Annotated in this window: 21 protein-coding genes and 1 pseudogene; 8 read left to right on the forward strand and 14 right to left on the reverse strand. The window is 61.0% G+C overall.

The features are described 5' to 3' along the window. The first annotated feature begins 136 nt into the window (after nucleotides 1-136). Nucleotides 137-1,846 (forward strand): integrase, encoded by a 1,710-nt coding sequence (locus AB7813_RS05620; protein WP_441227957.1) that lies wholly within the window; start codon nucleotides 137-139, stop codon nucleotides 1,844-1,846. A 564-nt stretch (nucleotides 1,847-2,410) separates the two neighbouring features. Here the strand turns inward: AB7813_RS05620 and AB7813_RS05625 are convergent. Next, nucleotides 2,411-3,547, reverse strand: a pseudogene (locus AB7813_RS05625) (IS3 family transposase). A gap of 301 nt (nucleotides 3,548-3,848) precedes the next feature. On the opposite strand from AB7813_RS05625, the gene AB7813_RS05630 reads away from it, so the two are divergent. Beyond that, entirely contained in the window at nucleotides 3,849-4,760 is a 912-nt protein-coding gene (locus AB7813_RS05630; RefSeq protein WP_439083389.1) for a hypothetical protein, read from the forward strand. A gap of 151 nt (nucleotides 4,761-4,911) precedes the next feature. Continuing rightward, nucleotides 4,912-6,075: an ImmA/IrrE family metallo-endopeptidase gene (locus AB7813_RS05635; RefSeq protein WP_439083388.1), complete on the forward strand. Its 1,164-nt coding sequence runs from the start codon at nucleotides 4,912-4,914 to the stop codon at nucleotides 6,073-6,075. 121 nt (nucleotides 6,076-6,196) lie between these two features. Here the strand turns inward: AB7813_RS05635 and AB7813_RS05640 are convergent, their stop codons facing one another. The 6 genes from AB7813_RS05640 to AB7813_RS05665 all read right to left on the reverse strand — a co-directional run bounded on the left by AB7813_RS05640 (nucleotide 6,197) and on the right by AB7813_RS05665 (nucleotide 11,826). Continuing rightward, nucleotides 6,197-6,568: an alpha-hydroxy-acid oxidizing protein gene (locus AB7813_RS05640; protein ID WP_439083387.1), complete on the reverse strand. Its 372-nt coding sequence runs from the start codon at nucleotides 6,566-6,568 to the stop codon at nucleotides 6,197-6,199. Nucleotides 6,569-7,012: 444 nt separating this feature from the next. Beyond that, nucleotides 7,013-8,668 carry an acetolactate synthase large subunit gene (locus tag AB7813_RS05645; RefSeq protein WP_439083386.1) on the reverse strand — a complete coding sequence of 552 codons (1,656 nt, stop codon included), beginning with the start codon at nucleotides 8,666-8,668 and terminating at the stop codon, nucleotides 7,013-7,015. Between the two features lie 148 nt (nucleotides 8,669-8,816). After that, on the reverse strand, nucleotides 8,817-9,647 hold the full coding sequence (locus AB7813_RS05650) for an alpha/beta fold hydrolase (protein ID WP_093758371.1): 831 nt from the start codon (nucleotides 9,645-9,647) through the stop codon (nucleotides 8,817-8,819). 254 nt (nucleotides 9,648-9,901) lie between these two features. Then, a complete protein-coding gene (locus tag AB7813_RS05655; RefSeq protein ID WP_309946277.1) occupies nucleotides 9,902-10,042 on the reverse strand; it encodes a helix-turn-helix domain-containing protein in 141 nt (46 codons plus the stop codon). Between the two features lie 114 nt (nucleotides 10,043-10,156). After that, nucleotides 10,157-10,411, reverse strand: coding sequence for an ester cyclase (locus AB7813_RS05660; protein ID WP_439083385.1), 255 nt, complete (start codon nucleotides 10,409-10,411; stop codon nucleotides 10,157-10,159). Nucleotides 10,412-10,557: 146 nt separating this feature from the next. Further along, nucleotides 10,558-11,826, reverse strand: a complete 1,269-nt coding sequence (locus tag AB7813_RS05665) for an alpha-hydroxy acid oxidase (RefSeq protein WP_439083384.1) — start codon at nucleotides 11,824-11,826, stop codon at nucleotides 10,558-10,560. Between the two features lie 341 nt (nucleotides 11,827-12,167). On the opposite strand from AB7813_RS05665, the gene AB7813_RS05670 reads away from it, so the two are divergent. The 3 genes from AB7813_RS05670 to AB7813_RS05680 all read left to right on the forward strand — a co-directional run bounded on the left by AB7813_RS05670 (nucleotide 12,168) and on the right by AB7813_RS05680 (nucleotide 13,917). Then, nucleotides 12,168-12,716: a hypothetical protein gene (locus AB7813_RS05670; RefSeq protein WP_439083383.1), complete on the forward strand. Its 549-nt coding sequence runs from the start codon at nucleotides 12,168-12,170 to the stop codon at nucleotides 12,714-12,716. A 210-nt stretch (nucleotides 12,717-12,926) separates the two neighbouring features. Next, on the forward strand, nucleotides 12,927-13,103 hold the full coding sequence (locus tag AB7813_RS05675) for a hypothetical protein (protein WP_439071931.1): 177 nt from the start codon (nucleotides 12,927-12,929) through the stop codon (nucleotides 13,101-13,103). A 16-nt stretch (nucleotides 13,104-13,119) separates the two neighbouring features. Further along, nucleotides 13,120-13,917: a lytic transglycosylase domain-containing protein gene (locus AB7813_RS05680; protein ID WP_439083382.1), complete on the forward strand. Its 798-nt coding sequence runs from the start codon at nucleotides 13,120-13,122 to the stop codon at nucleotides 13,915-13,917. A gap of 65 nt (nucleotides 13,918-13,982) precedes the next feature. Here the strand turns inward: AB7813_RS05680 and AB7813_RS05685 are convergent, their stop codons facing one another. From AB7813_RS05685 to AB7813_RS05710, 6 genes are all read right to left on the reverse strand, one after another. Continuing rightward, nucleotides 13,983-14,351: a hypothetical protein gene (locus AB7813_RS05685; protein ID WP_439083381.1), complete on the reverse strand. Its 369-nt coding sequence runs from the start codon at nucleotides 14,349-14,351 to the stop codon at nucleotides 13,983-13,985. Beyond that, a complete protein-coding gene (locus AB7813_RS05690) occupies nucleotides 14,351-17,572 on the reverse strand; it encodes an efflux RND transporter permease subunit (protein ID WP_439083380.1) in 3,222 nt (1,073 codons plus the stop codon). Before AB7813_RS05690 ends, AB7813_RS05685 begins: the two co-directional genes overlap by 1 nt. A 21-nt stretch (nucleotides 17,573-17,593) precedes the next feature. After that, a complete protein-coding gene (gene ihpB / locus AB7813_RS05695) occupies nucleotides 17,594-18,604 on the reverse strand; it encodes a divalent metal ion exporter adaptor subunit IhpB (RefSeq protein WP_439083379.1) in 1,011 nt (336 codons plus the stop codon). Continuing rightward, nucleotides 18,601-19,872, reverse strand: a complete 1,272-nt coding sequence (gene ihpA, locus AB7813_RS05700; RefSeq protein WP_439077335.1) for a divalent metal ion exporter subunit IhpA — start codon at nucleotides 19,870-19,872, stop codon at nucleotides 18,601-18,603. The genes ihpB and ihpA overlap by 4 nt, the downstream gene beginning before the upstream one ends. A 54-nt stretch (nucleotides 19,873-19,926) precedes the next feature. Beyond that, the gene (locus tag AB7813_RS05705; protein ID WP_439083378.1) at nucleotides 19,927-20,286 is read right to left on the reverse strand and encodes a hypothetical protein; all 360 of its coding nucleotides are present in this window, start codon (nucleotides 20,284-20,286) and stop codon (nucleotides 19,927-19,929) included. A gap of 242 nt (nucleotides 20,287-20,528) precedes the next feature. Beyond that, the gene (locus tag AB7813_RS05710) at nucleotides 20,529-20,987 is read right to left on the reverse strand and encodes an ester cyclase (protein ID WP_439058547.1); all 459 of its coding nucleotides are present in this window, start codon (nucleotides 20,985-20,987) and stop codon (nucleotides 20,529-20,531) included. Nucleotides 20,988-21,253: 266 nt separating this feature from the next. Between AB7813_RS05710 and AB7813_RS05715 the strand changes: the two genes are divergently transcribed. Beyond that, entirely contained in the window at nucleotides 21,254-21,931 is a 678-nt protein-coding gene (locus AB7813_RS05715; RefSeq protein ID WP_120292480.1) for a nitroreductase, read from the forward strand. A gap of 8 nt (nucleotides 21,932-21,939) precedes the next feature. Here AB7813_RS05715 and AB7813_RS05720 read toward each other — a convergent pair whose 3' ends face one another. Continuing rightward, the gene (locus AB7813_RS05720; protein ID WP_439077338.1) at nucleotides 21,940-22,284 is read right to left on the reverse strand and encodes a hypothetical protein; all 345 of its coding nucleotides are present in this window, start codon (nucleotides 22,282-22,284) and stop codon (nucleotides 21,940-21,942) included. 187 nt (nucleotides 22,285-22,471) lie between these two features. Here AB7813_RS05720 and AB7813_RS05725 point away from each other — a divergent pair, with 187 nt between their 5' ends. Further along, entirely contained in the window at nucleotides 22,472-23,935 is a 1,464-nt protein-coding gene (locus AB7813_RS05725) for an L-lactate permease (RefSeq protein WP_439077339.1), read from the forward strand. Nucleotides 23,936-23,938: the final 3 nt, after the last annotated feature.

Here is a 23,938-nt window from a genome sequence, read left to right on the forward strand (position 1 = left end):
CGGCGAGAGGCGGCGGCTTTCGGCTCGCACAATCGATCCAAGTTGCGCCGGTGTGCCGACGAATTCTGCGCTTGCCTCATCGCGTGACGAGTCCATTCGCCGCGCCCTACTGGCGTTATGGCTTCCCGGAATGACCATGAACGGAGTTCGCAGCTATGCACCATCCACTTGGCTCGGCTATTCCCGAACTCTGCTGAACCTTGCTCGATGGGATTTTGACCACCCAAATTCTTGCGACACGTCCGTCTTTGAGAGATTTACCAGGCAAGTGATGCATGATGAGGTTATCCCAGCGTTGTCACCAAGTAAGGTGGAACGAACGAACCTCTTCAGAATAATCAATCGGCTAATTGACGCAGGAGAACGTGGTGTCATCTCGGATTGGCCACGCCACTACGATGAGCCTGAGACCGCACACAGTGAACCAACAGTCGAACGAATAGAGATCGGTGCGAAAGAGCTGGTACAGCTAACTCCGAGCTTAGAGAGAAATTGGCAGCCCTTCTCCGATATCTTCACGACCGAATTTATTAGCCGCAGCATATGGATAATCGAGAACATCGCGGAGGATGCAATACGTCTCTGGCTTGAGCTGAGAGAGATTCCACGAGCGCTTGGAATGTCATCGGCTCATCCGACGATAAGCAAGATGAGGGCTGCACGGATTGCCGATTTCGTCTGGACCGACAAAACGGGCGAACCGATTTTCGAACTTCCCTTCGTACTGCATTACCGCGATGCGGCAACCACTGACTGGCCGCCGATCGATACGCGCGGGCTCAATCGAGTTATTGGGCTCATCCAATCGGTTATCGCAGGCATAGTCGCTTTCTGTACTGGCGCTCGCTCGAGTGAGATTCTCGGCGCAAAGGATACGCCGCAGCAACTCAGTAACGACCGTTTCCACTCGCGCGTGTTCAAATTCTCCAGCCATCATGAAGGAACGCGGCGTGACTGGCCGCTGCATCCGATCGCTGTACGCGGCGTTAGGTTGCAACAGACTTTATCTTCTTCGCTGAGACAGCCCGGAACTGATCATCTTTGGGTGATGCTCTTCAAAGGAGAGGACACTGGCACGCCCCTACATGAAATGACAGGGCCTCTGACAGCGGCTGTAGAATTTATGGGCCTCAGCGACCTTACAGGCGATGATGCCCCCCACATTCATAGATGGAGACACACGATGGCTCAACTGATCGCAATAACTCTTACATCTTCGCCTCAGATACTGCAGGACCTATTTGGCCATGACAACATTGAGTCAACTCTTACCTACCTCTGCTCCAATCCCGATATCGTTGAACTCGCACTAAAGGTAGCAGAGGAAGCGTCTCATGCGATGATGGAAGAGGTCGTATCCCAGAACATATCCGGTGAGACGTCCGGCCCAGCTGCGAACACCCTCGAAGCAAGTCTACAATCTCTGGCTCTCAGCCGAGGAGAAATCGACTTCTCGGCAACAAATATGCGCGAGCTAATCGAGATACTGACGTTCAACGGCAGAACGTGGTCGGTTGTAAGGCCCGGAGTGCTATGTACGAAGGCGGATGGTCAATTTGGACCTTGTACGCGCGGGCGCGGAGCGCCAGATCCCGGTGCATGCCGCACGTCTTGTGACCATCGTCTTGAGACGGCAAGGGCGGAGCGCGATTGCGAGGAATCCCTCGAATACCTCGTCATCGAAAGGGCGGCCGCGCTCGCTGACGGAAACAACATGCTTGTTGCGAGGTTGGACGGAGAAATCCGCGCAAACCTCAAGAGATGGGATTCTGTGCGGGCTCGCATTTTAAATGCTCATCCGCACCTTCAACAGGTTTGGTTGCAAAGGGACTATCCAGCCAAATGAGAGGTCCCAATCGACACGACGGTGAAACACGTCTCTTCGCTGTGATTGAAGAGATTGAGAGGTCTGTACAAGACAACGACGGCGTGTACCCCCTAACGACATCCGGCAAATTGACAATGGCTGCCGTTCTACGTCTGGCGGGCCTGAATTCCTCATATCTTGCAAAGAACCGCAGCGGGATTGAGAGCCTCAAGGAAAAGGCTATCGAGCGACTTAATCGCATTGGAGTTCTCTCGAAGCGATCTCGTGTCGTCTTTCGGCAGTCCCTTCCCCGAAGCAACCGCCACCGTAGCCCCGAAGTTATCGCCTTAATGCAAGCATACGCTGAGGCCGAAATTCAACACGCTGCCACCCTCTCAGATTTGACAGTAGCCCACCGCAAGATCGAAGAGTTGGAAGCTCAGATCACTGAGTTGAGGCATCAGCCAGCAAATGTAATACCCATCAGCCGGCATAGGCAGAACAATCCTGTGCGGGACTGAGGCGCCTCGCGTGACACGTTGGAGATGGCGCACGGCCTTTCACTGGTGACCTGACGAATATTTTGGACCAGCGTGATAGAGACTACTGCATCGTTGCGCTCCGATCCAGATGCTGCAGTGTCGGCGCCGATGTTTGCGGTGCCGGCGGCCGGTAATGCAGAGATGAGTGCGGGCGGATCGTGTTGAAGTGCTTGCGCCACTGCTCGATGACGACAGTGGCCTCCTTCAGGCTGTAGAAGATTTCACCGTTCAGGCAATCGTCGCGCAGCTTGCCGTTGAAGGACTCGCAGTAGCCGTTTTCCCATGGGCTGCCGGGCGCAATATAGAGCGTCTTTGCTCCGAACTTTGCGAACCAGTTACGCACGACCTTAGCCGCCATCTCCGCGCCGTTGTCCGACCGGATGTGTTCAGGAACACCTTTGGCAAGCATTACGTCGGCCATCGTCTCGATGACACCGAAGCTGTTGATCCGGCGAGCCACCTTGATTGCCAAACATTCCCAGGTGAACTCGTCGATCAAAGTCATCAGCCGCAGCTTGCGCCCATCGAGGGTCTGCGCCTCGACGAAGTCGTAGCTCCAGACATGATTGCGATGCTGCGGCCTCAAACGGATGCAGGATCCGTCGTTGAGCCAGAGTCGCCCCCGCGCTTCTGCTTCCTGGGTACCTTTAGCCCCTCACGGCGCCAAATCCTCTGGACCCGATCACATCCGACGTGCCAGCCGGCATCGACCAGCAGCGACGTGATCCGACGATAGCCATATCGCCCATATTGGGACGCGAGAGAGATAATCGCTCTCGTCAACGCATCCTCATCAGATCGAACGATGGTGGCGTATCGCTGTGTCCCGCGGTGCTGGCCGACGATCCGGCAGGCCTGGCGTTCGGAGAGACCGTATTTCCCTCGAATGCCCTCGACCGCCTGCCGGCGCCGTTCGGGGCTTATAAGTTTCCCGAGGCAACGTCCTTGAGCACCTGCTTCTCCAGCGATAAATCGGCAACGAGGCGCTTGAGGCGGATATTCTCCCGCTCCAGATCCTTCATCCGCTTCGCCTGATCGAGCTCAAGACCACCGTATTCATTTCGCCAGCGATAATCACTCTGCTGCGAAATTCGGCTTCCCGGCAGGCCACCGGCGCGGCCTTCCCCTGTGACATCAACACTTCAATCTGGCGTAGCAGAACCACGATCTGCTCCGCATTGAACCTCTTCTTCGGCATGACCAAAGCTCCTTTCCAAGCTCACTTTCTCACAAAGCTTGGTCCGGTCAGATCACTGGCGCAGGCGATCAATCAAGGCTCATATGCTTCTGGCAGATATTTTGGCATATGCCGCGCACTACCCCATTGATTTCCCGCCGAAATCCATGTGTCCCCGTAATGGAATTATGGCAGCACGACGGGGTGTTCGTGATACTCTAAGAGAGAACATTCAAAGGGCTGCTCTATTAGAGCGGCCCTTTTCTCTATTCGTACCGGTGGAACTGACGAACCAGCCCAACGCGAAATTCGGAAGCACCCCATGCCGGAACAAGAAACCGACCGCCTGTCCAACGACGACTGCTCCCATACGCATCCCATCCCTGCCGAAGAAGTCCAACGTTATAGCCCAAATCGCGATCCCTCTTTGGAGAGCGACATCGCTGCGTACGTCGAAAGCCAGACCCGAGATGAGATTGTCCAACACGTTGAGAAGATAAAAGATGAAATAGTCATGGGCGAGAGGTACGACATTTGGGATGTCGTAACCGATACAAACAGATGGTGGGTGATTGGCAATCTCACCAATCTCTACTCTCAGAAGCATTTTCCTAGCCTAGACTACACACTATCATTTCACATTGGACTGATGCTGCGAATGCGCGAGAACAACGCTCGCGGTCTTGAAGACGATCACGCGCCTTTCGACGAAATATGGCGACGGCAGCAACAAATAAAGGACCGCTTTGATCTCTGCGTCGAACCGGAAGAGTTTCAATCTATCGGGCTTCAACTACGCGAATGTTTAATGTCTTTGATGTCGACGATTCGCCGCCACATCGAAATTTCTGACCAACTCCATCCTAAAGAAGCAGATTTCATAGGCTGGTGTGACCTCTTGATGAACGCACTCTTGCCAAGCTCATCAAACAAACAACTGCGGCATTACATGAAGGCACTGGCCAAGGAAACTTGGCAACTCGCCAATTGGCTTGCTCATGACCGCGACGCCAATTCCGCGGCCACGTCGATTTGCATGCATTCGTGCGACACTCTCATTGGCCACATCGTCCAACTCTTGGTTCGCCGTAAGACGGACAATATCGAAACATGCCCGCGGTGCGGCTCACGAGACCTGAGAACACACTTTGATATCGCGATCGGGGAGAATGGCGACTACTATTCCACGTGCGGATCGTGCGACTGGTCCAGCTATCCCAGCGACCAACCGTAGCCTAGGGGATACCTCTACTTGCCCCCTCGCGAGCAGCACAAAACTCCAACAAATTCAGTGGATACACATCAATATATAGTAGCCAACTGCAGATTTTTTCCTAGCATTAGCTTGTGATTCGATTCGAAAGCGTGCTGGGAAAGAAAGCCACATGCCGTACGATAAGCGATCCGTAGACGAGCATCTGACGCCAGCGCAAATAGCGCAACGGGCGCGGCTGATCCGAAAATTTTTAGACATTCATGATCGACCGACGATCAATGTCTTGCATTTATTCGAAGCACTTTCAAAAATTTTTCCAAGGCTAAAGCTGCGAATAGTTCCCGACTCCCATCTCCTTGAAGCCGAAGCACGTGCATATCCGAATGAGTGGCTCATTAAGCTGAGACACGGTGTGCGCGAGGGCCTCCTACGCGGAGAAGCTCGCTCGCGCTGGACATTTATGCATGAGCTCGGCCATGTACTCATGCAGCATCCGGGCAAGCCGTTTCGAAAGAAACTGGAAGAGAAGAACGCTACTATTGAGCAGCAAGCACATATATTTGCTGCCGAATTTTTGGCCCCCACAGACCTCGTTCAAGACTGCAATTCAGTCGAGCAAGTTCGTAAGAGATTTGGATTGAGCAGCCCTGCTGCGCGACGCCGCTTCTCTGAAGTTAAGCTGGATAACAAAACTATCGGAGCTCAAGAACAACAAGCCCATGCTTTGAGTTCAGCAGATTACATCGATCTTGAAGATCAGGCAGCTTCGATTTGCGCCGCGACTGCGGCGACCATCGCGGAGACTGCACTGCCAGTGGAGCCGTTCAAAAATAATCTTTTCAGCACGTCTACTGCAACAGCGGCCGCAGCAGGTCTTCTGAAAGATGCTCATCAAAGCGCTCGTTCTTCGAATGTCGATACGCGAACACACTCCGCCGCAGCGCTAGTTGCCGCTATTTTGGCAATCAAGCCGATACGGGAGATAGGCATTTACCGCACGCTCTCGCCTACGATACTTAGTCTAAATCAGCTATGCGCGCTGAAAGCTGTCTCAAAATATTTGGGAGTGGACTTAACAGGCTTGGAGAAAAACCTTGCTACGCCGACAGAGGCTACCCTTAGCATGTCATTTGAGAGCGATTATCTCGTTGCCTTCATCAAACAAATCAACCTAAGCATCAGTTCATCTTCAACTATCTTGCATTTAGACGAATATGCAGGATATTACGAGTACAATGAAGACAACGACATAAACTGGACTGAAATTCTAAGAATTGAATTTCTCGAAAAGCTTATTCGGATTCTGCCCGATACTACGAGTGTAGCGCGCTAATAGGCGGCGCCTTCGCGTAGCGTAATCCAGCGCACCTGTCTCTCGACGCAGTGCGCGGTCAAACCCTCGACGGCCATGATCCAGGCACGAGGCGCGCTTCATTCACCAGAGGTCGGCACGGCTAGGCGCTGGTGACGCAGCGCCGCGTGATGTGGGTGATGTCCAGCGCCCCCACCTGCCGCATGATCGTGATGAACTCATCGTCCAGGATCTGCAGCACCCGGTCCACGCCGGCCTCGCCGAACGACGCCAGGCCCCACACGTAAGGCCGGCCAATGCCGACGGCCGTTTTCAGCGCGACGGTCACCGAAGCGCCCTTGACGATGTCGCCCTTCGCTTCGGCTTTCAATGCAGTCCCGGAGATGACGAGCGGCAGCGTCTCGCGGTCGTTTCCGGAGGTCCGCAGCACGGCGCCGGAAAAGCCGCTGGCCGGGAGCGGCTTGTTGGCCTCGTTGAGGATGTTGAAGGTCAGCACCTTCCCCGCAGCGATCATCTCGACATGCACGCCGGCGAAGATCGGCGAACCGACGGCATAAGCAAGAAAGAAAACGCCTCAGGCGAACCCCGCCTGTGTCTCCGAAAAGCCAGTGTTTGGTACGCAACGCCGGCGGAACGGCAGCATAATTGGCGATGCGTGCCGCCGTAGTAGGACTCGCGGGGCGCATGGGGTCAGCGGCACACCTCTTCGTAGTCGCTCGACCGGGTCTGGATTGGCGATGAACGGGCGCCCGAAGGCCCCAGCATCGATCTTGCCGGCTGCGCGGCGCTCGATCGCGAGATCGTAGCTGTTATTGCCGATATACGAGCGCGCTTTCGATGCTCAGTTGGCGGTTTTCGTCGCCTCATCGACCGGCTGACCAAGTCCGTTCTGGGTCAATCTTCGCGTGGTCACCGTGACGAGGAAGGCGACCTCGCGTATCGGCAAATCCTTTTCGGATTAGTGCTGCATGTCGGCCAGTTCGTCCACCAAAACGCGAACATTCTCGCTGTAGTCCACCGGCACCACCACGAGGTGGAGGCCACCAGCCGCGAAGGCCTTCTCCAGTGTCGGCGCCAGACCGCCCGCCTCTGTCACGCGATGACCCTGGGCACCGTAGGACTGCGCGTAGGCAACGAAATCCGGATTGCGGAAAGTCATCCCCGCATCGGCGAAGCCGTCGACGGCCTGCTTCCACCTGATCATCCCGTAGGCGTGATCCTCGATGACGAGTACGACGAGATCGAGCTTCAGACGCTGCGCGGTCTCCAGTTCCTGCGAATTCATCATAAAACCGCCGTCGCCGGCGACAACGAGCACACGGCGCTTCGGATTCAGCAACGCCGCCATCATGCCGGACGGAAGCCCCGCTCCCATCGTCGCAAGCGCATTGTCGAGCAGCAGCGTGTTGGCGACGTCCGTGCGGTAGTTACGCGCGAACCATATCTTGTACATCCCGTTGTCCAACGCGACGATGCCGTCGGGTGGCATGACCTGGCGGACGTCGTGGACGATCCGCTGCGGGGTCAGCGGAAAGCGGTCTTCGTTGGCCCGGTCGCCGATATGGCGCAGGATATCCGCGCGCACGCCGTCCCACTGCGTGGTCTGCTTGAGCTTCCCTTCGGTCTCGGTAGCCAACATGTCGAGACCTTTCGCGATGTCGCCGATAAGTTCAGCTTGCGGGTAGTAAACCTCCTCGACCGTCGCTGGCGTGAAGCCGATGTGGAGCACCTGATGGCGGCCACGCCCCATGATGAATGGCGGCTTTTCGATGGTGTCGTGGCCGATGGTGATGATCAGGTCGGCGCAGTCGATCGCGCGATGGACGTAGTCGCGTTCGCTCAGCGCCGCCGTGCCGACATAGTAGTCGGACGCCCCGCCGACGGCCCCCTTCCCCATCTGCGTGTTGAAGAATGGGATCTTCACCCGGCGGACGAATTCAGAGAGCGCGGGCGCCAGCCTGGGCCTGCTGGCACCGGCACCGAACATGAGCAACGGGCATTTCGCCGAGAGGATGAGCTCGGCCGCCTTCCGGACGGCGTCCATCGAGGGCGCCGGGAGATCGATCGGGTGGACCGGGACGACCGAAACGCCGGACACCTTCTCCGCCGCGACATCTTCCGGAAGCTCCAAGTGCACGGGTCCAGGACGCTCCTCCATCGCAATCCGGAAAGCGTTCCGGACGACGGTTGCGATGGAAGACGCACTTACGATCTGCTGCGACAATTTCGTGAGCGGCTTCATGCTCGCAACGACATCCACGATCTGGAAGTGCGCCTGCCGGCTGGCGTGGATCGCCTTCTGGCCAGTGATCAGGACCATCGGCATGCCTCCCAGGAGCCCATAGGCAGCCCCTGTCGAGAGATTCAGGGCTCCGGGCCCCAAAGTGCTGAGGGCGACACCAGGCCTCCCTGTGAGGCGCCCGTGGGTCGCTGCCATGAAGGCGGCGGGCTGCTCGTGACGCGTGACGACCAGCTCGATGGAAGACTTGCGCAAGCTCTCGACGACGTCGAGGTTCTCCTCGCCGGGGACGCCAAAGATGCGGTCGACGCCCTCGTTTTCGAGGGCTGCCACTAGCAGATCGGAGCCTTTCATTTCGCGGTCCCCGTTATTCATCGTCAAGCTCCTCCGTTTGCCCATTAGCGTATTAGACAAACAGGCCCATTTAATGAAACGTTTGGTGGAACAGACGCGCGTCACCGTTGCCGCACTTTGAGAGCGACTGAGCTTGGCTTTCGGTGACGCGGTCGGTGAAGCGAAAAATCTACGCCTTTATGAAGGACAAAATCTCGGCATTGATGATGTCGGCGTGGGTCGTGCACATGCCGTGAGGTAGCTTCTCGTAGATTTTGAGTGTGCTGTTTTTCAGAAGTTTCGCGGACAGAAGAGCGGAATCCGCGATAGGCACGATCTGATCATCGTCGCCGTGCAGGACGAGCGTTGGCACAGCGATGCTCTTCAGGTCCTCGCTGAAATCCGTCTCCGAGAAGGCCTTGATGCCGTCGTGGTGCGCTTTTGCGCTGCCCATCATGCCTTGGCGCCACCAGTTTTGAATGATCGCCTGCGACGGTTCTGCTCCAGGACGATTGTATCCGTAGAACGGACCGCCCGAGAAATCGAGGTAGAATTGCGACCTGTTGGCTGCAAGCTGGCTGCGCAGGTTATCGAACGCCTCGATGGGCAAGCCTCCGGGATTGGCAGCGGTTTTCAGCATCAACGGCGGCACTGCGCCGATGATCACGAGCTTGGCTACGCGGCCCTTACCGTGACGAGCGACATACCGTGTCGCTTCGCCGCCGCCGGTTGAATGTCCGATGTGAATCGCATTGCGCAGATCGAGATGTTCGACCAACGCAGCGACATCGGCCGCGTAGTGATCCATATCGTGGCCGTCGCTTACCTGGCTCGATCGACCGTGACCGCGTCGATCATGGGCGATGACGCGGAAGCCTTTGCCGACGAAGTGCAGCATCTGGTTATCCCAGTCATCTGAGCTCAACGGCCAACCATGATGGAAGACAATCGGTTGGGCCGATTTCGTGCCCCAGTCCTTGTAGAAAATCTGTACGCCGTCCTTGGTGGTGATGGAGGTCATGGGATCGTTCCTCTGCGTTGGATATATGGGGGGTATTGTTTGGATGCCGGCGGCCGACGTGAAGTTGACGACTAGCGAAATCGCATACGTAAGCGTGGTCGCAAGCACCCTCCGTCGGGAAGCTTCGCAAGCCCACTGACGACGCGTTTCGAGGTCATCGTTCGTCTCCTGTCGTTGACGTGGCACGATGATTTCTAGTGAAGCAGGCGTCCTTCTGCGCCAGAGCGATTGCTCGACCTGCAGAGCGATTGCCGTCAGACAACGCGTCGGCGCCAATCGGTCGGAGTTTCGCCCGTCAGCTTCCGGAACGCCGGGGCGAACGCGGTTTGGGACGAATAGCCCAGCGCTGCAGCGATGGCGCCCGGAGACCGCGAGGACGAAGTAATTGGTCGGATGGTGCCGGAGAGATCGAACTGCCGACCTCCGGTTCAGAAAGCCGCAATCCACCCCGTGGGCGACAGATGCGGACATTCAGCGATCTACAGCTACAATGCCGTCTGCTGCTTCGCTCAAGACCTCGCGACGCACCGGAAGCCGAGCACCCAGAGGTTGCGCACTTTGGGACCATCGAAGGTGAAGATCGGCGCGCCCAGCCAGTCGATATGCTTGCCAGTCGGCGGATGGCCGAACATCGCTTCGCGCTGGATGCCGTGGAAGAACACCTCGCCGGAAACGCGGTGCCCTTCCTCGATCACTACCAAAATGTCCGTCGCGTAGTGCTGCGCCAAGCGAGCGCGGATTAGCGCAGCGTAATCCGCCGCCACTGTTTCTCGGCGGAATACGCTTCGCACTTGCACCCTACGCGCTGCGTTTTCCCTAGTCCCTTGGATGTCTTGCAGTACGCGGTCAAACCGTCCACGGCCATTGTCGAGGCACGAGGCGCGCTTCATTCACCAGAGGTCGGGCACGGCTAGGCGCTGGTGACGCAGCGCCGCGTGATGTGGTTGATGTCCAGCGCCCCCACCTGCCGCATGATCGTGATGAACTCATCGTCCAGGATCTGCAGCACCCGGTCCACGCCGGTCTCGCCGAACGACGCTAGGCCCCACACGTATGGCCGGCCAATACCGACGGCCGTGGCGCCCAAAGCGAGCGCCTTCAGGACATCGGTGCCGCGGCGTACGCCCCCGTCGATGAGCACCGGGATGCGCCCGCCCACCGAATCCACGACCTCTGCCAGCACACCGATCGTCGACTGCCCGCTCTCTTCCGCGCGCCCGCCGTGGTTGGAGACGATCAGGCCGTCCACGCCGTGGCGCAACGCCTCCTTGGCGTCCTCGCCCGTCATGATGCCCTTCAGCACGAGCTTGCCCTTGACGATCCCGCGCAGGCGATCGACGAATTCCCATGTCATCCCGGTGCCGTAGAGGTTCGTGACCTTGGAAACGTCGATGTCCGAGAAGTTGGCCTTGCGGCTGACCTCGTTGGTGAAGCCCGGTGTGTGACAGCCCGAGCACTCGCGCAGGTCCTGGCGCCGCTCGCGGAACAGGGTTTCGGTGTTGCGGCCACCCTGGCGATCGACCGTGAGAACGATCGCCGGAGAGCCCGCACTCTCGGCGCGCTGCACCAGCGCGCGCGTCACATTCCAGTCATCGGTCGGATACAACATGAACCAGGCGGGCCGGCCGTGCGCCCTGTTGACGTCGACGACGCTCGCATTATCGACCGTCGAGAGAATCATCTGATGGTTGCGCTTGGCAGCGGCGCGCGCCACGGTGACCCCCGCCTCGGGATCGTAGGCGCCGAGGCTGCTGACCGGGCACATGAAGATGGGGCTGGCCCAGGTTTCGCCGAAGATTTTCACGCTGGTGTCGATCTTCCGCGCGTCGATGAGACGCTGAACGCGGATGTTGTACTTCGCGAAGGCCGTGTGGTTGGCGTCGCGCGTCACGTCGCCGTCGACGCCGCTCTGGAGGTAGCCCCAGTGGGCCGGCGCATCCTGGCTGAGCACGGCCTTCTTCGCCGCCGGCTCGAACTCAAACACGTCCAGCGCATCGGCTGGAGCGGTGATGATGCCGTCCGGGCCGAACGCTCTTCGGGAGCCGCGCAGCACGTCGTAGCTCTGCGCGAGCGCTTGATGCGAGTTAGCCGTCAACAGGGTGGTGATTGCGCCGAGAGAGGTCGCCGTGAGAAGAGGACTAGCGGCGAAAAAACGAAGGAGCTGGCGGCGCGCGATCATGGTGCGCTCTGAAACGTCCGGCGCCCCGGCTGCACCTGTCGCCTTCACCAGCGTCGTCCTGCGCGAGAGACCTATCATCGTGTTCTTTCGAATGCGAATGAGTGCTGCAGGTTAGGCGGTTGGTCTGTATCGTCGTCACGTCAGTGTCATCAGGTAGGCGATGACATTCCGGCGATATAATGACAATTTTGGTCGCATGTCCATCGGCAAGCGGTGGCCGGATGAGCGCTGCGTAATCCGCCATCGTCGTATCGACGCAATACGCTTTCGCCTTCGCTCTGCGAGCTACGGCGGACAGGTCGCACTTGCGCGCCACGCGTTGACGTCGGACGTTGCGCCCGTTGGGAGGCGACCGCGCGTCGTACGTTATTGACGAGTCCTGCGATGCTCTATCTAGTTGCCGCGGGGCCGTCACGCGGCAGCCCGATGACCGGAATATCAATATGCGCTTTCAAATAGCTCGCTGCCTCACGCGTCTCACCGTCGCAACTCTGCTGTCCGCCGCACTGTCGCTGCCCGCTCACGCGGAAACCGGCAAAGTCCGCTTCAAGTTCTTCAAGGCCGGATGGTTCATCGGAGCGCAGGCAGGGAGCGGAATCCTCAGTTTCCGTGGGGAGATGTATCCGTTTCGCATCGGCGGCGTGAGCGCGGGCCTGACGTTTGGGGGCTCCTCGACCGATCTGGTCGGCGCGGCGCAAAATATGCATCAGGCTTCGGACATCGAAGGCATTTATACGGCGCTCGGTGCAGGTGTGGCGGTCGGCGCAGGCAGGCGCGCCATCCAGATGCGCAACGCCAAGGGCGTCGTCCTGACGCTGGAAGGCGAGCAACTGGGCCTCCAGTTCGATTTCGACCTGAGCGGAATGAGCGTCTCCATCCAGAACCAGTAATCGGATGCACCAACGTCGGGATGTTTGCTGCCGGTGAAACCATCGCGACCCGCGCATCACGAAACCCGGCCGCTCGCCGTCCGGCGCTGTGAAGCGGGGGGACTGCATATCGCGAAAGCAAGCGTAGCCCGGATTACGCGGAGTTTATCATCGGGCGCGCTACGCGCGACCCGTTGGCTTCACCCGGGCTACAGACTATTATAAATTCTCATGAAACTAAGCCAGAAATCCGACGCTGTCTGGACCTCACAGCAGGACGAAGAATTGCGGCGGCAATTGTCGGTCGGTCGCAGCGTCAACGAGATCGCGATCCGGTTGAAGCGGTCACCGCTATCAGTCCGCACCCGCGTCAAGAAGCTCGGCATCAGCCAGCCGCAGGTGGATTAGCGCGCTGCCATCAGCCATGACGAAGGGCCCATTCATCTTCAGCACCAAATGCCGTCGTCGCTGGCGGCGCAGCCTGCGCTCGGCGCAACGGAAGCTCGCGAAACTGCCGCGCGCCATTCAAATCACTGGCGCCGTCGCAATCGTGCTTGTCACCCTCGTGCTGTCCAACCTCATCTATCACGTGGTCCACAAGCCGACCGAGTTGTTATTCTTTGTCGGCCACAGGCTGGACAAGGAGCCGGCCGAGACGTGGCGGCATTACGGGCCGCTGTTTCGCGCCTTTTCGACCCGGTCGATCACGCCCGAATTGCTCGCTGCGCTGGCGCAGGTCGAGAGTTCCGGCAATCCCCTGGACCGTACCTATTGGCGCTGGCGGTTCAGCTTCAATCCGTTCGCGATCTATCGGCCCGCATCCAGCGCCGTCGGTCTCTTTCAAATGACCGATCCGGCCTATGCCGAAGTTTCGCGCTTCTGCATCCGGGCGAACGCGGTTCAGGATACGGGCTGCGGCTTCGGCCCCTATATTCGTGCCATCCCGAGCCATGCCACCGAGCTCGCATCGATCTATCTGGACCGCAATGTCGCCGCGGTCCTCGCGCGCGCCGGCGGCGTGGCGCCGACCCCGCAACAGGTGCAGAATCTCGCCGCCTTCATCCATCTGTGCGGTGGAGGACCCGCCACCGCTTATGCACGCCGTCGTTTCCAGATGACGGCCAGTGAGCGATGCGGCGACCATTCCGTTGCGGGTTATGTCTCCAGGGTCAACGCGCTGAAGCGCAAGTTCCTGCTGATGGCATCCGATAGCGATAAATAGCGCGTAGTTTGGGTCGAGCAGGCGCAGCCGGGATGAAGCTCTTGCGTCATCCGGGATTGATCCCCTCAGTTCTTGAACCTGGCCTGGCCAGACTTGCCGGCCGGTGTTTTCAACGTGACGCTCACCGACGCGCCCTTGGCGATGTCGCCCTTCGCTTCGGCTTTCAATGCAGTCCCGGAGGTGACGAGCGGCAGCGTCTCACGGTCGCTTCCGGATGCCAGCAGCACGGCGCCGGAAAAACCGCTGGCCGGGAGCGGCTTATTGGCCTCGTCGAGGATGTTGAAGGTCAGCACCTTCCCCGCAGCGATCATCTCGACATGCACGCCGGCGACATCCTCCATGGGCCCGCCATTCGGCCCCTTCTGATGGGCATGCTGCGCCATCGCCGGAGCCGCCAGCACCAGCGCGGATAGGACGAGCAGGATTGTCTTCATCAATGGTCTCCGTGGATGGCATGGACAGGCTTCGCCTCCGCATGGGCAGGCGACGATTCCCGGCGGAACAGGATGTAGAGCGCCGGAAGAACGAGAAGCGTGAGGATGGTCGAGGAGACGATGCCGCCGATCACAACGGTCGCGAGCGGGCGCTGCACCTCGGCCCCCGCCCCCGTCGCGATCGCCATCGGCACGAAGCCGAGCGAGGCCACCAGCGCCGTCATCAGCACAGGCCGCAGGCGGGTCAGCGCGCCTTCGCGCACGGCCTCCACCACCTTTTTTCCTTCGAGGCGCAGCCGCGCGATGAAGGTGATGATGACAAGACCGTTGAGCACCGCGACGCCCGAGAGCGCGACGAAGCCGATGCCCGCGCTGATCGACAGCGGGATGTCACGCAGCAGCAGCGCGAAGATGCCGCCCGTGAGCGCCAGCGGCACGCCGCTGAAGACCAGCAGCGCATCGGCCACGGAGCCGAGGCTGATGAACAGCAGCAGGAAGATCAGCAACAGCGCGATCGGAACCACGATGGTCAGGCGCTGCGTTGCCGAGACGAGCTGCTCGAACTGGCCGCCCCAACCGATCCAGTAGCCCGCGGGCAGTTTGACCTTCTGCGCGATCTGCTGCTGCGCCTCGCCGACGAAGGAGCCGAGGTCGCGTCCGCGCACATTGGCAGAGACGACAATACGGCGCTTGCCGTCCTCGCGGCTGATCTGGTTCGGACCCGGCGCGACCGAGATCTCCGCCAGTTCCGACAGCGGCGCGTAGCGCATCTGGGCCAGCGGCGAGGTGCCGAACGCCGCCGGCATCGCCTTGTTCTGGCTGGGCTGGCCCTCCAGCGGCGGCAGCGGGATCGGCAGCGCCTTGATCGCCTCGATATCCGTCCGCAGTTCGTCTGGAAGGCGCACAACGAGATCGAAGCGGCGGTCGCCCTCGAACACCAGGCCCGCGGTCTTGCCGCCCACGGCGATCTCGATCAGGTTCTGCACGTCCGACACGCTGATGCCGAAGCGCGCCAGCGCCTTGCGGTCGAGCTTGACCGTCAGCACCGGAAGCCCTGCGACCTGCTCGGTCTTGACGTCCGCAGCGCCCGGGATGTTCTGCAGCGCCGACTGCACCTGCCCCGCGATCCCTGCTAGAACATTGAGGTCGTCGCCGAAGATCTTGACGCCGACGTCGCTGCGGACGCCCGAGATCAGTTCGTTGAAGCGCAGCTGGATCGGCTGCGAGAGTTCGTAAAGACTGCCTGCGACCTCCTCGGATGCGGCCTCGATCTCCTTCATCAGATCGAGCTTCGACTTCTTAGGATCGGGCCACTGATCACGCGGCTTGAGCATGACATAGCCGTCCGAGATCGACGGCGGCATCGGATCTGTCGCCACCTCCGCGGTACCGGTACGTGCGAAGGATTCCTTCACCTCCGGAATCTTCAATAGCCGCCGCTCGAGCGCCATCTGCATCTCGAGCGATTGCGTGAGGCTGGTTCCGGGGATGCGCATCGCCTGGATCGCGACGTCGCCCTCGTCGAGGCTCGGGATGAACTCGCCGCCCATCCGCGTCGCGGCGTATCCGCTCACGACGACCAGCGCCACGGCCGCAGCCGCCACGACGATGCGCAGACGGATCGCGATATCGAGCAGCGGCACATAGGTCCGGCGCGCGGCGCGCATGAACCAGTTCTCCTTCTCGGAGACCTTGCCGGTCACGAACAGCGCGACAGCGGCCGGAACGAAGGTCATCGACAGGATGCTGGCGCCCAGCAATGCCATCAGCACGGTCAGCGCCATTGGCGCGAACATCTTGCCTTCGACACCGGTCAGCGTGAGCACCGGCAGATAGACGACGGCGATAATCAGCGTGCCGAACAGGCTGGGCTTGATGACCTCGCGCGACGCTTCGATGATCGTCTCGAAGCGTTCCTCGCGGCTGAGCAGGCGCCCTCGCTTCGCCTGCTCATGGGCGAGCAGACGCAGGCAGTTCTCCACGATGATGACGGCGCCATCGATGATGATGCCGAAATCGATGGCGCCGAGGCTCATCAGGTTGGCGCTGACCTTGTTCTCGAACATGCCCGTGATGGTGAACAGCATGGACAGCGGAATGACGAGCGCGGTGGCGAAGGCCGCCTTGAAATTCCCGAGGATGAGGAAGAGGATCACGATGACGAGCAGCGCGCCCTCGACCAGGTTCTTCTCGACGGTCGCGATGGTCGCGTCGATCAGATGGGTGCGGTCGTAGATCGCGCGGAGAGAGATGCCCTCCGGCAGCGACTTCTGGATCTGCTCCAGCTTCTGCCCGACACGCTGCGCGACGGTCCGGCCGTTCTCGCCGATCAGCAGCATCGCCGTGCCGAGCACGACTTCCTTGCCGTCGACAGTCGCCGCGCCGGTGCGCAGGTCCGTGCCCTCCTTGACCTCCGCGATGTCGAGGATGCGGACCGGGACGCCGTTCCGGGAGCCGATGACGATCTGCCGGATCTCCTCGACGTCAGCGACCTGTCCGGGCGTGCGCACCAGATACTGTTCGCCGTTCTTCTCGATATAGCCGGCGCCGACATTCGCATTGTTATTGGCGAGCGACGTCATGACGTCGCGGAAGCTGAGGCGATAGGCCATCAGCCTGGCCGGATCCGGAAGCACGTGGAACTGCTTCTCGAAACCGCCGATGGTGTTGACCTCGTTGACCCCCTGCACATTGCGGAGCTGAGGCTTGATGATCCAGTCCTGCACGGTCCGCAGGTCGCGCGGCGTGTAAGGCTTGCCTTCGGCGTTCTTCGCCCCCTCCTTCGCCTCGACCGTGTACATGTAGATCTCGCCGAGGCCGGTGGAGACCGGCCCCATCGCCGTCTCGATACCGGTCGGCAACGAGTCCTTCACCCGCTGGACGCGTTCGTTGACCAGCTGGCGCGCAAAATAGATGTCCGTGCCGTCCTTGAACACGACGGTGACCTGGCTGAGGCCGTAGCGCGACAGCGAGCGCGTGTTTACGAGGTTCGGCAGGCCGGCCATCCCCGTTTCGATCGGGAACGTGATGCGCTGCTCGACCTCCAGTGGCGAGAAGCCCGGCGCGTTGGTATTGATCTGAACCTGGACATTCGTGATATCAGGGACGGCGTCGATCGGCAGGCGTGTGAAGTTCCAGACGCCGAAGGCGCCCATCATTAGCACGGCGATCATGACCAGCCAGCGCTGGTGCACGGAGAATGCGAGAAGCCTGTCGATCATGGTTGAATTCCCGGAGCGAGCTCAGTGTTCATGGGACGCCGATCCCTTTCCGAGCTCCGCTTTCACGATGAAACTGTTCTTCGCCGCGTATTTGTCGCCATCGAGCAGTCCGAACAGGATTTCGACGTTGTCAGCGTCGCGCGCGCCGAGTTCGACGTCACGCACCTCGAACTTGTCGCCGCTGCGGACAAAGACGACGCTGCGGTTCTCGACCGTCTGGATCGCCGACGCCCGAACGGCGATCGCGACCGGTTTGGCTGACAGGATCAGCCGTGCCGAGACGAACAGGCCCGTGCGCAGGCGCATGTCGATATTCGGCACGACGGCGCGCGCGAGCGCGCTCTGCGTATCGCTGCTACCGACCGGCGAGATGTAGGACAGGCTCGCCTCGATCGGCTTCCCGCCATCGCCGACGTCGATCAGGATCTTGTCGCCGATCCGGACGCGCGGCAGGTTGCGACGGTAGACGGACAGATCCACCCACACCGTCGAGATGTCGGCGACGATGAAGGCCGGCTTCTGCTCGGAGGCATATTCGCCAAGCGAGATCTGGCGGTCGATCACCGTCCCCGAGATCGGCGCCCGCATCTCATAGACGCTCAGGCTCTGGTTGCTCTCGATCTTCGCGAGGAGTTCGCCCTTCTCGACGGTGTCGCCGATGCGCTTTTTGATCTCGCGCACGACACCCGGAAACCGCGGGGTCACCTGTACCAGCGTTTCCTGATTGGGCTGCAGGATGCCGTTCAGCACCAGAGAATCGTGCAGCGTCTCGCTTCTGGCGGAGAGGATTTCGATGTTGGACGAGGCGACGCGCGCGTCGCTCATTTCCACGACGCCCTCTTCACCGTGGCCTTTCTCGTCGTGCCCCTTCTCACCCTTCGCCTTTTCACCCTTGGCCTTGTCGCCCTGCCTGGCAGCCTTGGAGGTGGCCGCGGTCTGCGTGTCGGACTTGCTCGGTGCGGTGGCGTAGACGCCGGCGCCGAGCGCGAAGATCGCGGCGGCGCTCACCAGGACCATGATTGGCTTGTTCATCGTGCGCTCCCCCGCGCCAGTGCAAACGGATTGCCGACCAGCCCCTCGATGGTGGCGACGGCAACGTGGAAATTCTGCTGGGCTTCCTGCTCGCGCAGGCGCGCCTGCGCGACGCTGGCCTGCGCGTCGAGCACTTCGAGCAGCGAATAGCGTCCCTGCCCGTAGCCTTCGGAAATCGCGTCGGCCGCGTCCCTGGACTTGGGGATCGCGGTCTCGCGCAGGATGGCGAGTTCGCGCAGCGAGCCCTGCAGCGAGTCGTAGGCGCGGCCCGCCACCACGATCAGCATGTTGCGGTTGCCCTGGCGTTCTGCGGCGGTCTTGGCGAGGCTTTCCTGCGCAGAGAGGATGTTGCCCTGGTTCTGGTCGAACACCGGGATCGGCACCGACAGCGAAAGCCGAACGGCGTTGTCGCCGGTCTCACTGAAGCGGCGCCATCCGGCGGATACCGTGACGTCCGGATAGGGCTTCAGCCGGGCGAGCAGCAGTTCGGCGTTGCGCTGCGCGTAGATCGCCTTCCAGCGGACGAGCTGCGGATTCGCATCAATCGCCGCGACCACCGACTGGAAGGTCGGCGGCTTGCCGGTCGCTTCCAGCCGTCCGGAGACGGCCGCGAATTTCGGCGCGCTATCGCCCATCAGGATCGCCAGTTCACGGCGCGCGCTCGCGAGCGACGACCTGGTGCGCTCACGGTCGGCCTTGACCAGTGCCGATGCGACCTCGGCGCGTCCGGTCTCTGCGATGGATGAGGCGCCAGCTTCGACGCGCCTCTGCAACAGCGGCGAGATCTTGTCGATGGCCTCGATCTGTTCGTCGAGAATCTGAATCCGTCGCTGCAGGCCGAGCACGCTCACGAAGGCGATCGCGGTCTCGGACAGCACTTCAAGCCGGACGGCCTGGCGTCCGATGCCCGCAGCATCGAGGCCCGCCTGACCGGAAGCGATGCGCGCATCGCGCTTGCCCCACAGCTCGAACATCTGGCTGACCTGCAGCGTGGTCTCCGCCGAGCGGGTTCCCCTGTAGGCGCCCGAACCGAACGAATTGTCCTGCTCGTAAGAAATCTCCGGATTGATCAGCGCGCCTGACTGGATGCGCTGGCCGCGCGCGATCCCGACGTCACGCTCGGCGGCTGTCAGACGCGGACTGGCGGCAAGCGCGCGCTGCAGCGCAGCCCCCATGGTGAGGGTTTGCGAATGGGCTACCCCCGTCAGCGACGAACTGACGAACAGCACAGCCGCGCACGCAAAACGCGTGGCGATCTTCGAGAACATGATGGAAACCTGACGAATGACGGAGTCTGGGCGCCAAGCGCCCGGCGAGGACGGTCAGGTCAGGAATTTGGGTGGGGGAGGATCGATCCCGCGCGGCAGGCTGCCACGTTCGACATCATGGAAAACCGCAGTGCGGGTCTCGATGGAGACGGGCATCGCCGCGAAGACAAGCGGCTGTGCCGTCACAGAGAAGCAGCCGTGGCAGTGATTATCCGCGACGACTCCCTTGTCGGAATGGCCGATCGCCTTCTCCGCAAGCGAGACGATCGTCGCTCCGGACGGATTGGTCACATCGAATTCGCAGAGACCGTGCATGGCGCCGGCGAACATGTACGTCGCCAGCACGACCATCACCAACGCCCTGCGCGAGATGCGCAGCAGGCCATGGCGGAAGATGCGGGCGAAAATCGTCACTTTGAGCGTCTCTTTCAAACTCTGCGAGCGAGGTAGCACGGATCGGCGATTCATGTCGATCCGCAACAATGTAACAACATATGGTTATGCGCAGGGTACCGCATTGCCCGCGTGTTACCACGTTAACGAGTAACCAGATCGCAAATGTGGCAAGCGCGACGTCTGGCCACATGGTCATGATCGCTGGACGTGGCTGCAGGAGAGGAACTCAATCGGATGGGTTAAGTTCGCTTCAGCCAGTCTCACCGAGACGTGGAAAATTCGTTGCCCTGCATGCCATCTGTCCTGATCTGCCCGAGCAGGCTGTAGATGTCACCGAGCACCCAGAGGTCGCGCACCTTCGGCCCGTCGAACGAAAAGATAGGCGCTCCAAGCCAACCAACGAGCTTTCCTGTCGGCGGATTGCCGAACATCGCTTCGCGTTGAACGCCATGGAAGTAGACCTTGCCGGAAACGCGATTGCCCTCCTCGATCATCAGGAGAATGTCCGTCGTATAATTCTGCAGCACGCCGGTGACCCAGCGGACATAGTCGGCGAACTGGGCATGTCCGACCAGCACCGGTCCGAGCGATCCCCTGAAGGTGAAATCCTCATGGAAAATTTGCGGGATCAAAGTCACGTCCGCATGGTCCCACATATCCTTGTAGAAGGCGCGGACCACTTCCTTCTGCGGCGTGAGCGTCACGCCATCGAACGTCATTGGCTTTTCAAGATGATCGCTGCGTGTGTTCATCGCCCTCGGCCCGGCATGATGGGATTGAACAACAACACTAGCAATCGCAGGGCGGATTGGCGAAGCGTAATCCGCCACCATCGAGATGTTTGCGCAGCGGAATACGCTTCGCTGTTCCGCCCTGCAACTGAACGGCGACCGCCTCCTGCCCCTCACGTCAATCTTGCACACGGCCCAGGAAACCGGGAATATCCCGCCCAATTCAGAAACGCCCCCCGGGAGATTCCAGGCCTATGAAGTTCGATGACGTCATTCTCGGCCGCCGCAGCATCCGCGGCTACAAACCCGATCCGGTTCCCAAAAAGCTGATCGAGGAAATCATCAACCTTGCGATGCGCGCGCCGTCATCGATGAACACCCAGCCATGGAATTTCTATGTCGTCACTGGCGAGCCGCTCGACAGGATCCGCGCCGGCAACACCGAACGGATGATCGCAGGTATCCCGCAGTCACGCGAATTTCGCACCGGTCAGGCTTTCGGGGGTCATCACCGCGACCGGCAGGTCGGCGTCGCCAAGCAGTTGTTCTCGGCCATGGGGATCGCCAGGGACGACAAGGAGATGCGGCAGGACTGGGTGCTGCGTGGCTTCCGTCAGTTCGACGCGCCGGTCTGCGTGATCGTGACCTATGACCGCGTGCTGGACGGCAGCGACGATACGCCGTTCGATTGCGGCGCCGTGGCGACCGCGCTCGTCAACGCGGCCTGGTCGCGCGGCCTTGGCGCGGTGATCAACAGCCAGGGCATCATGCAGTCACCGGTGGTGCGCGAGCATGCCGGGATTGCGGACGATCAGGTCATCATGAAAAGCATTGCGCTCGGATGGCCCGATGACAGCTTTCCCGCCAATGCGGTGGTGTCCGAACGCAAGTCGGTCGAGGAAGCGACGGTGTTCGTCGGCTTCGACAACTAACGTGTCGCCTATTGCGGTCCGACTGTGCCGGTGTGTTTCAGGCGGGATGATCTGACCCAGCCTGTGACGCCGCCGCCCGTCGCACGCGCATACATCACCGAGGTCCACCCGTCGCGCGTTTCAGCATAAGCGACCAGATGATCCCTGGGGATGACAAACACACCGGCCATCGCGCAATGCGCGCTTGGCGCCGAATGGAATTGCAGGCGCCCCGTACCGGTGACGACGGCGCCGAGCGGCGGCGAAAAGATCGGCGTGTCTTTGGTACCGGTCCCGGGCTCGTTGCAGGCGGCGAATGCCGGAGACGCCAGGAGCGCCAGCGCGATCACCAATGCTTTCGACGTCACGTGCATTCTCCCGGGGCTGATTGAGTGACGCCGCGTCTCGATAGCGCTCACCATGGGTTGGTCGGGCAAAACGCGTTGCGGTTCAGCAAGCGCTGGGCGGATCGACGTTGCACGCGCCCTATGCGCGCAGCGCGGTTGACGTCCCTGCCTTTCCCGCGCATCCAGCCCCCAACGAGAAACCTGGGGGCGGAACGTGCTTTACCTGATCTGGGCGCTGCCCGCGCTGGCGGTGATCGGCGCCATCGCGAGCGGGCTCGCCGGCACGCTTCCCGCCTCGCTGATCGGCCTCGCCACGGCACTTGCGGTCGCACTGGCCACCGCCCCGCAACTGTTCGGGATCGCTGACGCTGGAACGGCGCTGCTGCGCGGCGCATGGATCGGCTGGATCGTCGTGCCCTACATTCTCGGCGGCTTGCTGTTCTGGCAAATGGCGATCCGCCCTGGCGACGCGGCCATGCCGGTCGAGACGTCGCTGCCGGATGCGCGAGCGCGGCGCCGCCTGCTGTTCACCGCCTGCTATCTGATCGGCCCCTTCGCGGAATCCGCGACGGGCTTCGGCATCGGCATCATGGGGACGATGGTGCTGATCCGCCGCCTCGGCTTGAAGCCGATCGAGCTTCTCGCCTTCTCGCTGATCAGCCAGACCATGATCGTGTGGGGCGCCATGGGCAGCGGCGCGGTGGTCGGCGCCGCCTTCGCGCGGACCGATCCCACGGCGCTCGCGCTACGCACCAGCCTCATCTACCTCGTGTTCAACATCCTGTGGCTGCCGATCTACTGGCGCATGGCGGAGCGCGCCGGCATCCATGCCGACTGGCGCGAGCGCGCCAGCGAAGCGGTCTGGCTGCTCGGCAGTCTCGGCCTCGCCATCGTCGCGACGGCGTTTCTCGGGCCGGAGCCGGCGATGCTGGCGGCGTTCGGGCCGGCCATCGTGCTGCGTTATCTGATCGACGAAAAGCCGGACCGCGCGGCGATCGCCGCTGCGGCACGGCGCATGCTGCCATTCACACTGCTGATCGGCTGGCTCGCGCTGACGCGCCTCGTGCCGCCGCTCAATCACCTCCTGCAGTCGTCCTGGAGCATCCAGCCTTTCGCAGGCGTGCCTATCTGGGCGCCGTTGTTTCACGCCGGCACCTGGCTGGTCGCAGCCGCCGTGCTGACCGCCCTGCTGCACGGCCATCAGCGGGCCTTCCCTGCGGAGATCGCAGCCGCCTGGAAGACCGGCCGGCTCGCCGTCCTTACGGTGATCGTGTTCTCGATGATGGCCGAACTGCTGTCGCGCTCTGGCATCGCCGGCGGCCTCGCCCGCGGCATGTACGACACGTTCGGGGTCTGGTCGGTGACGGTCACCCCGATGATCTCCGCCGTGTTCGGCGCGCTGGCCAATAGCGGCAATGCGGCCAACGGGTTGTTCATGCCCTCGCAGCTCAGCCTCGCCACCGAGGCCGGCCTCGACGTCGCCGCCGTCGTCGCGCTTCAGCATGCCGCTGCGCTGTCGCTCAACATGGTCTCACCGGTGCGAATGTCGATCGTCTGCAATCTCGCCGGCACGCCCGGCCACGAGCGGGACGCCTATCGCGCGATGTTCCCCTTCGTCGTGGTCATCGCCGCGGTTCTGCTCGTGATCTCCGTCCTCATCGCCACCCGGCTCATATGAGGT

The sequence above is a fragment of the Tardiphaga sp. 20_F10_N6_6 genome, from assembly GCF_052076045.1.
Lineage (GTDB): Bacteria > Pseudomonadota > Alphaproteobacteria > Rhizobiales > Xanthobacteraceae > Tardiphaga > Tardiphaga robiniae.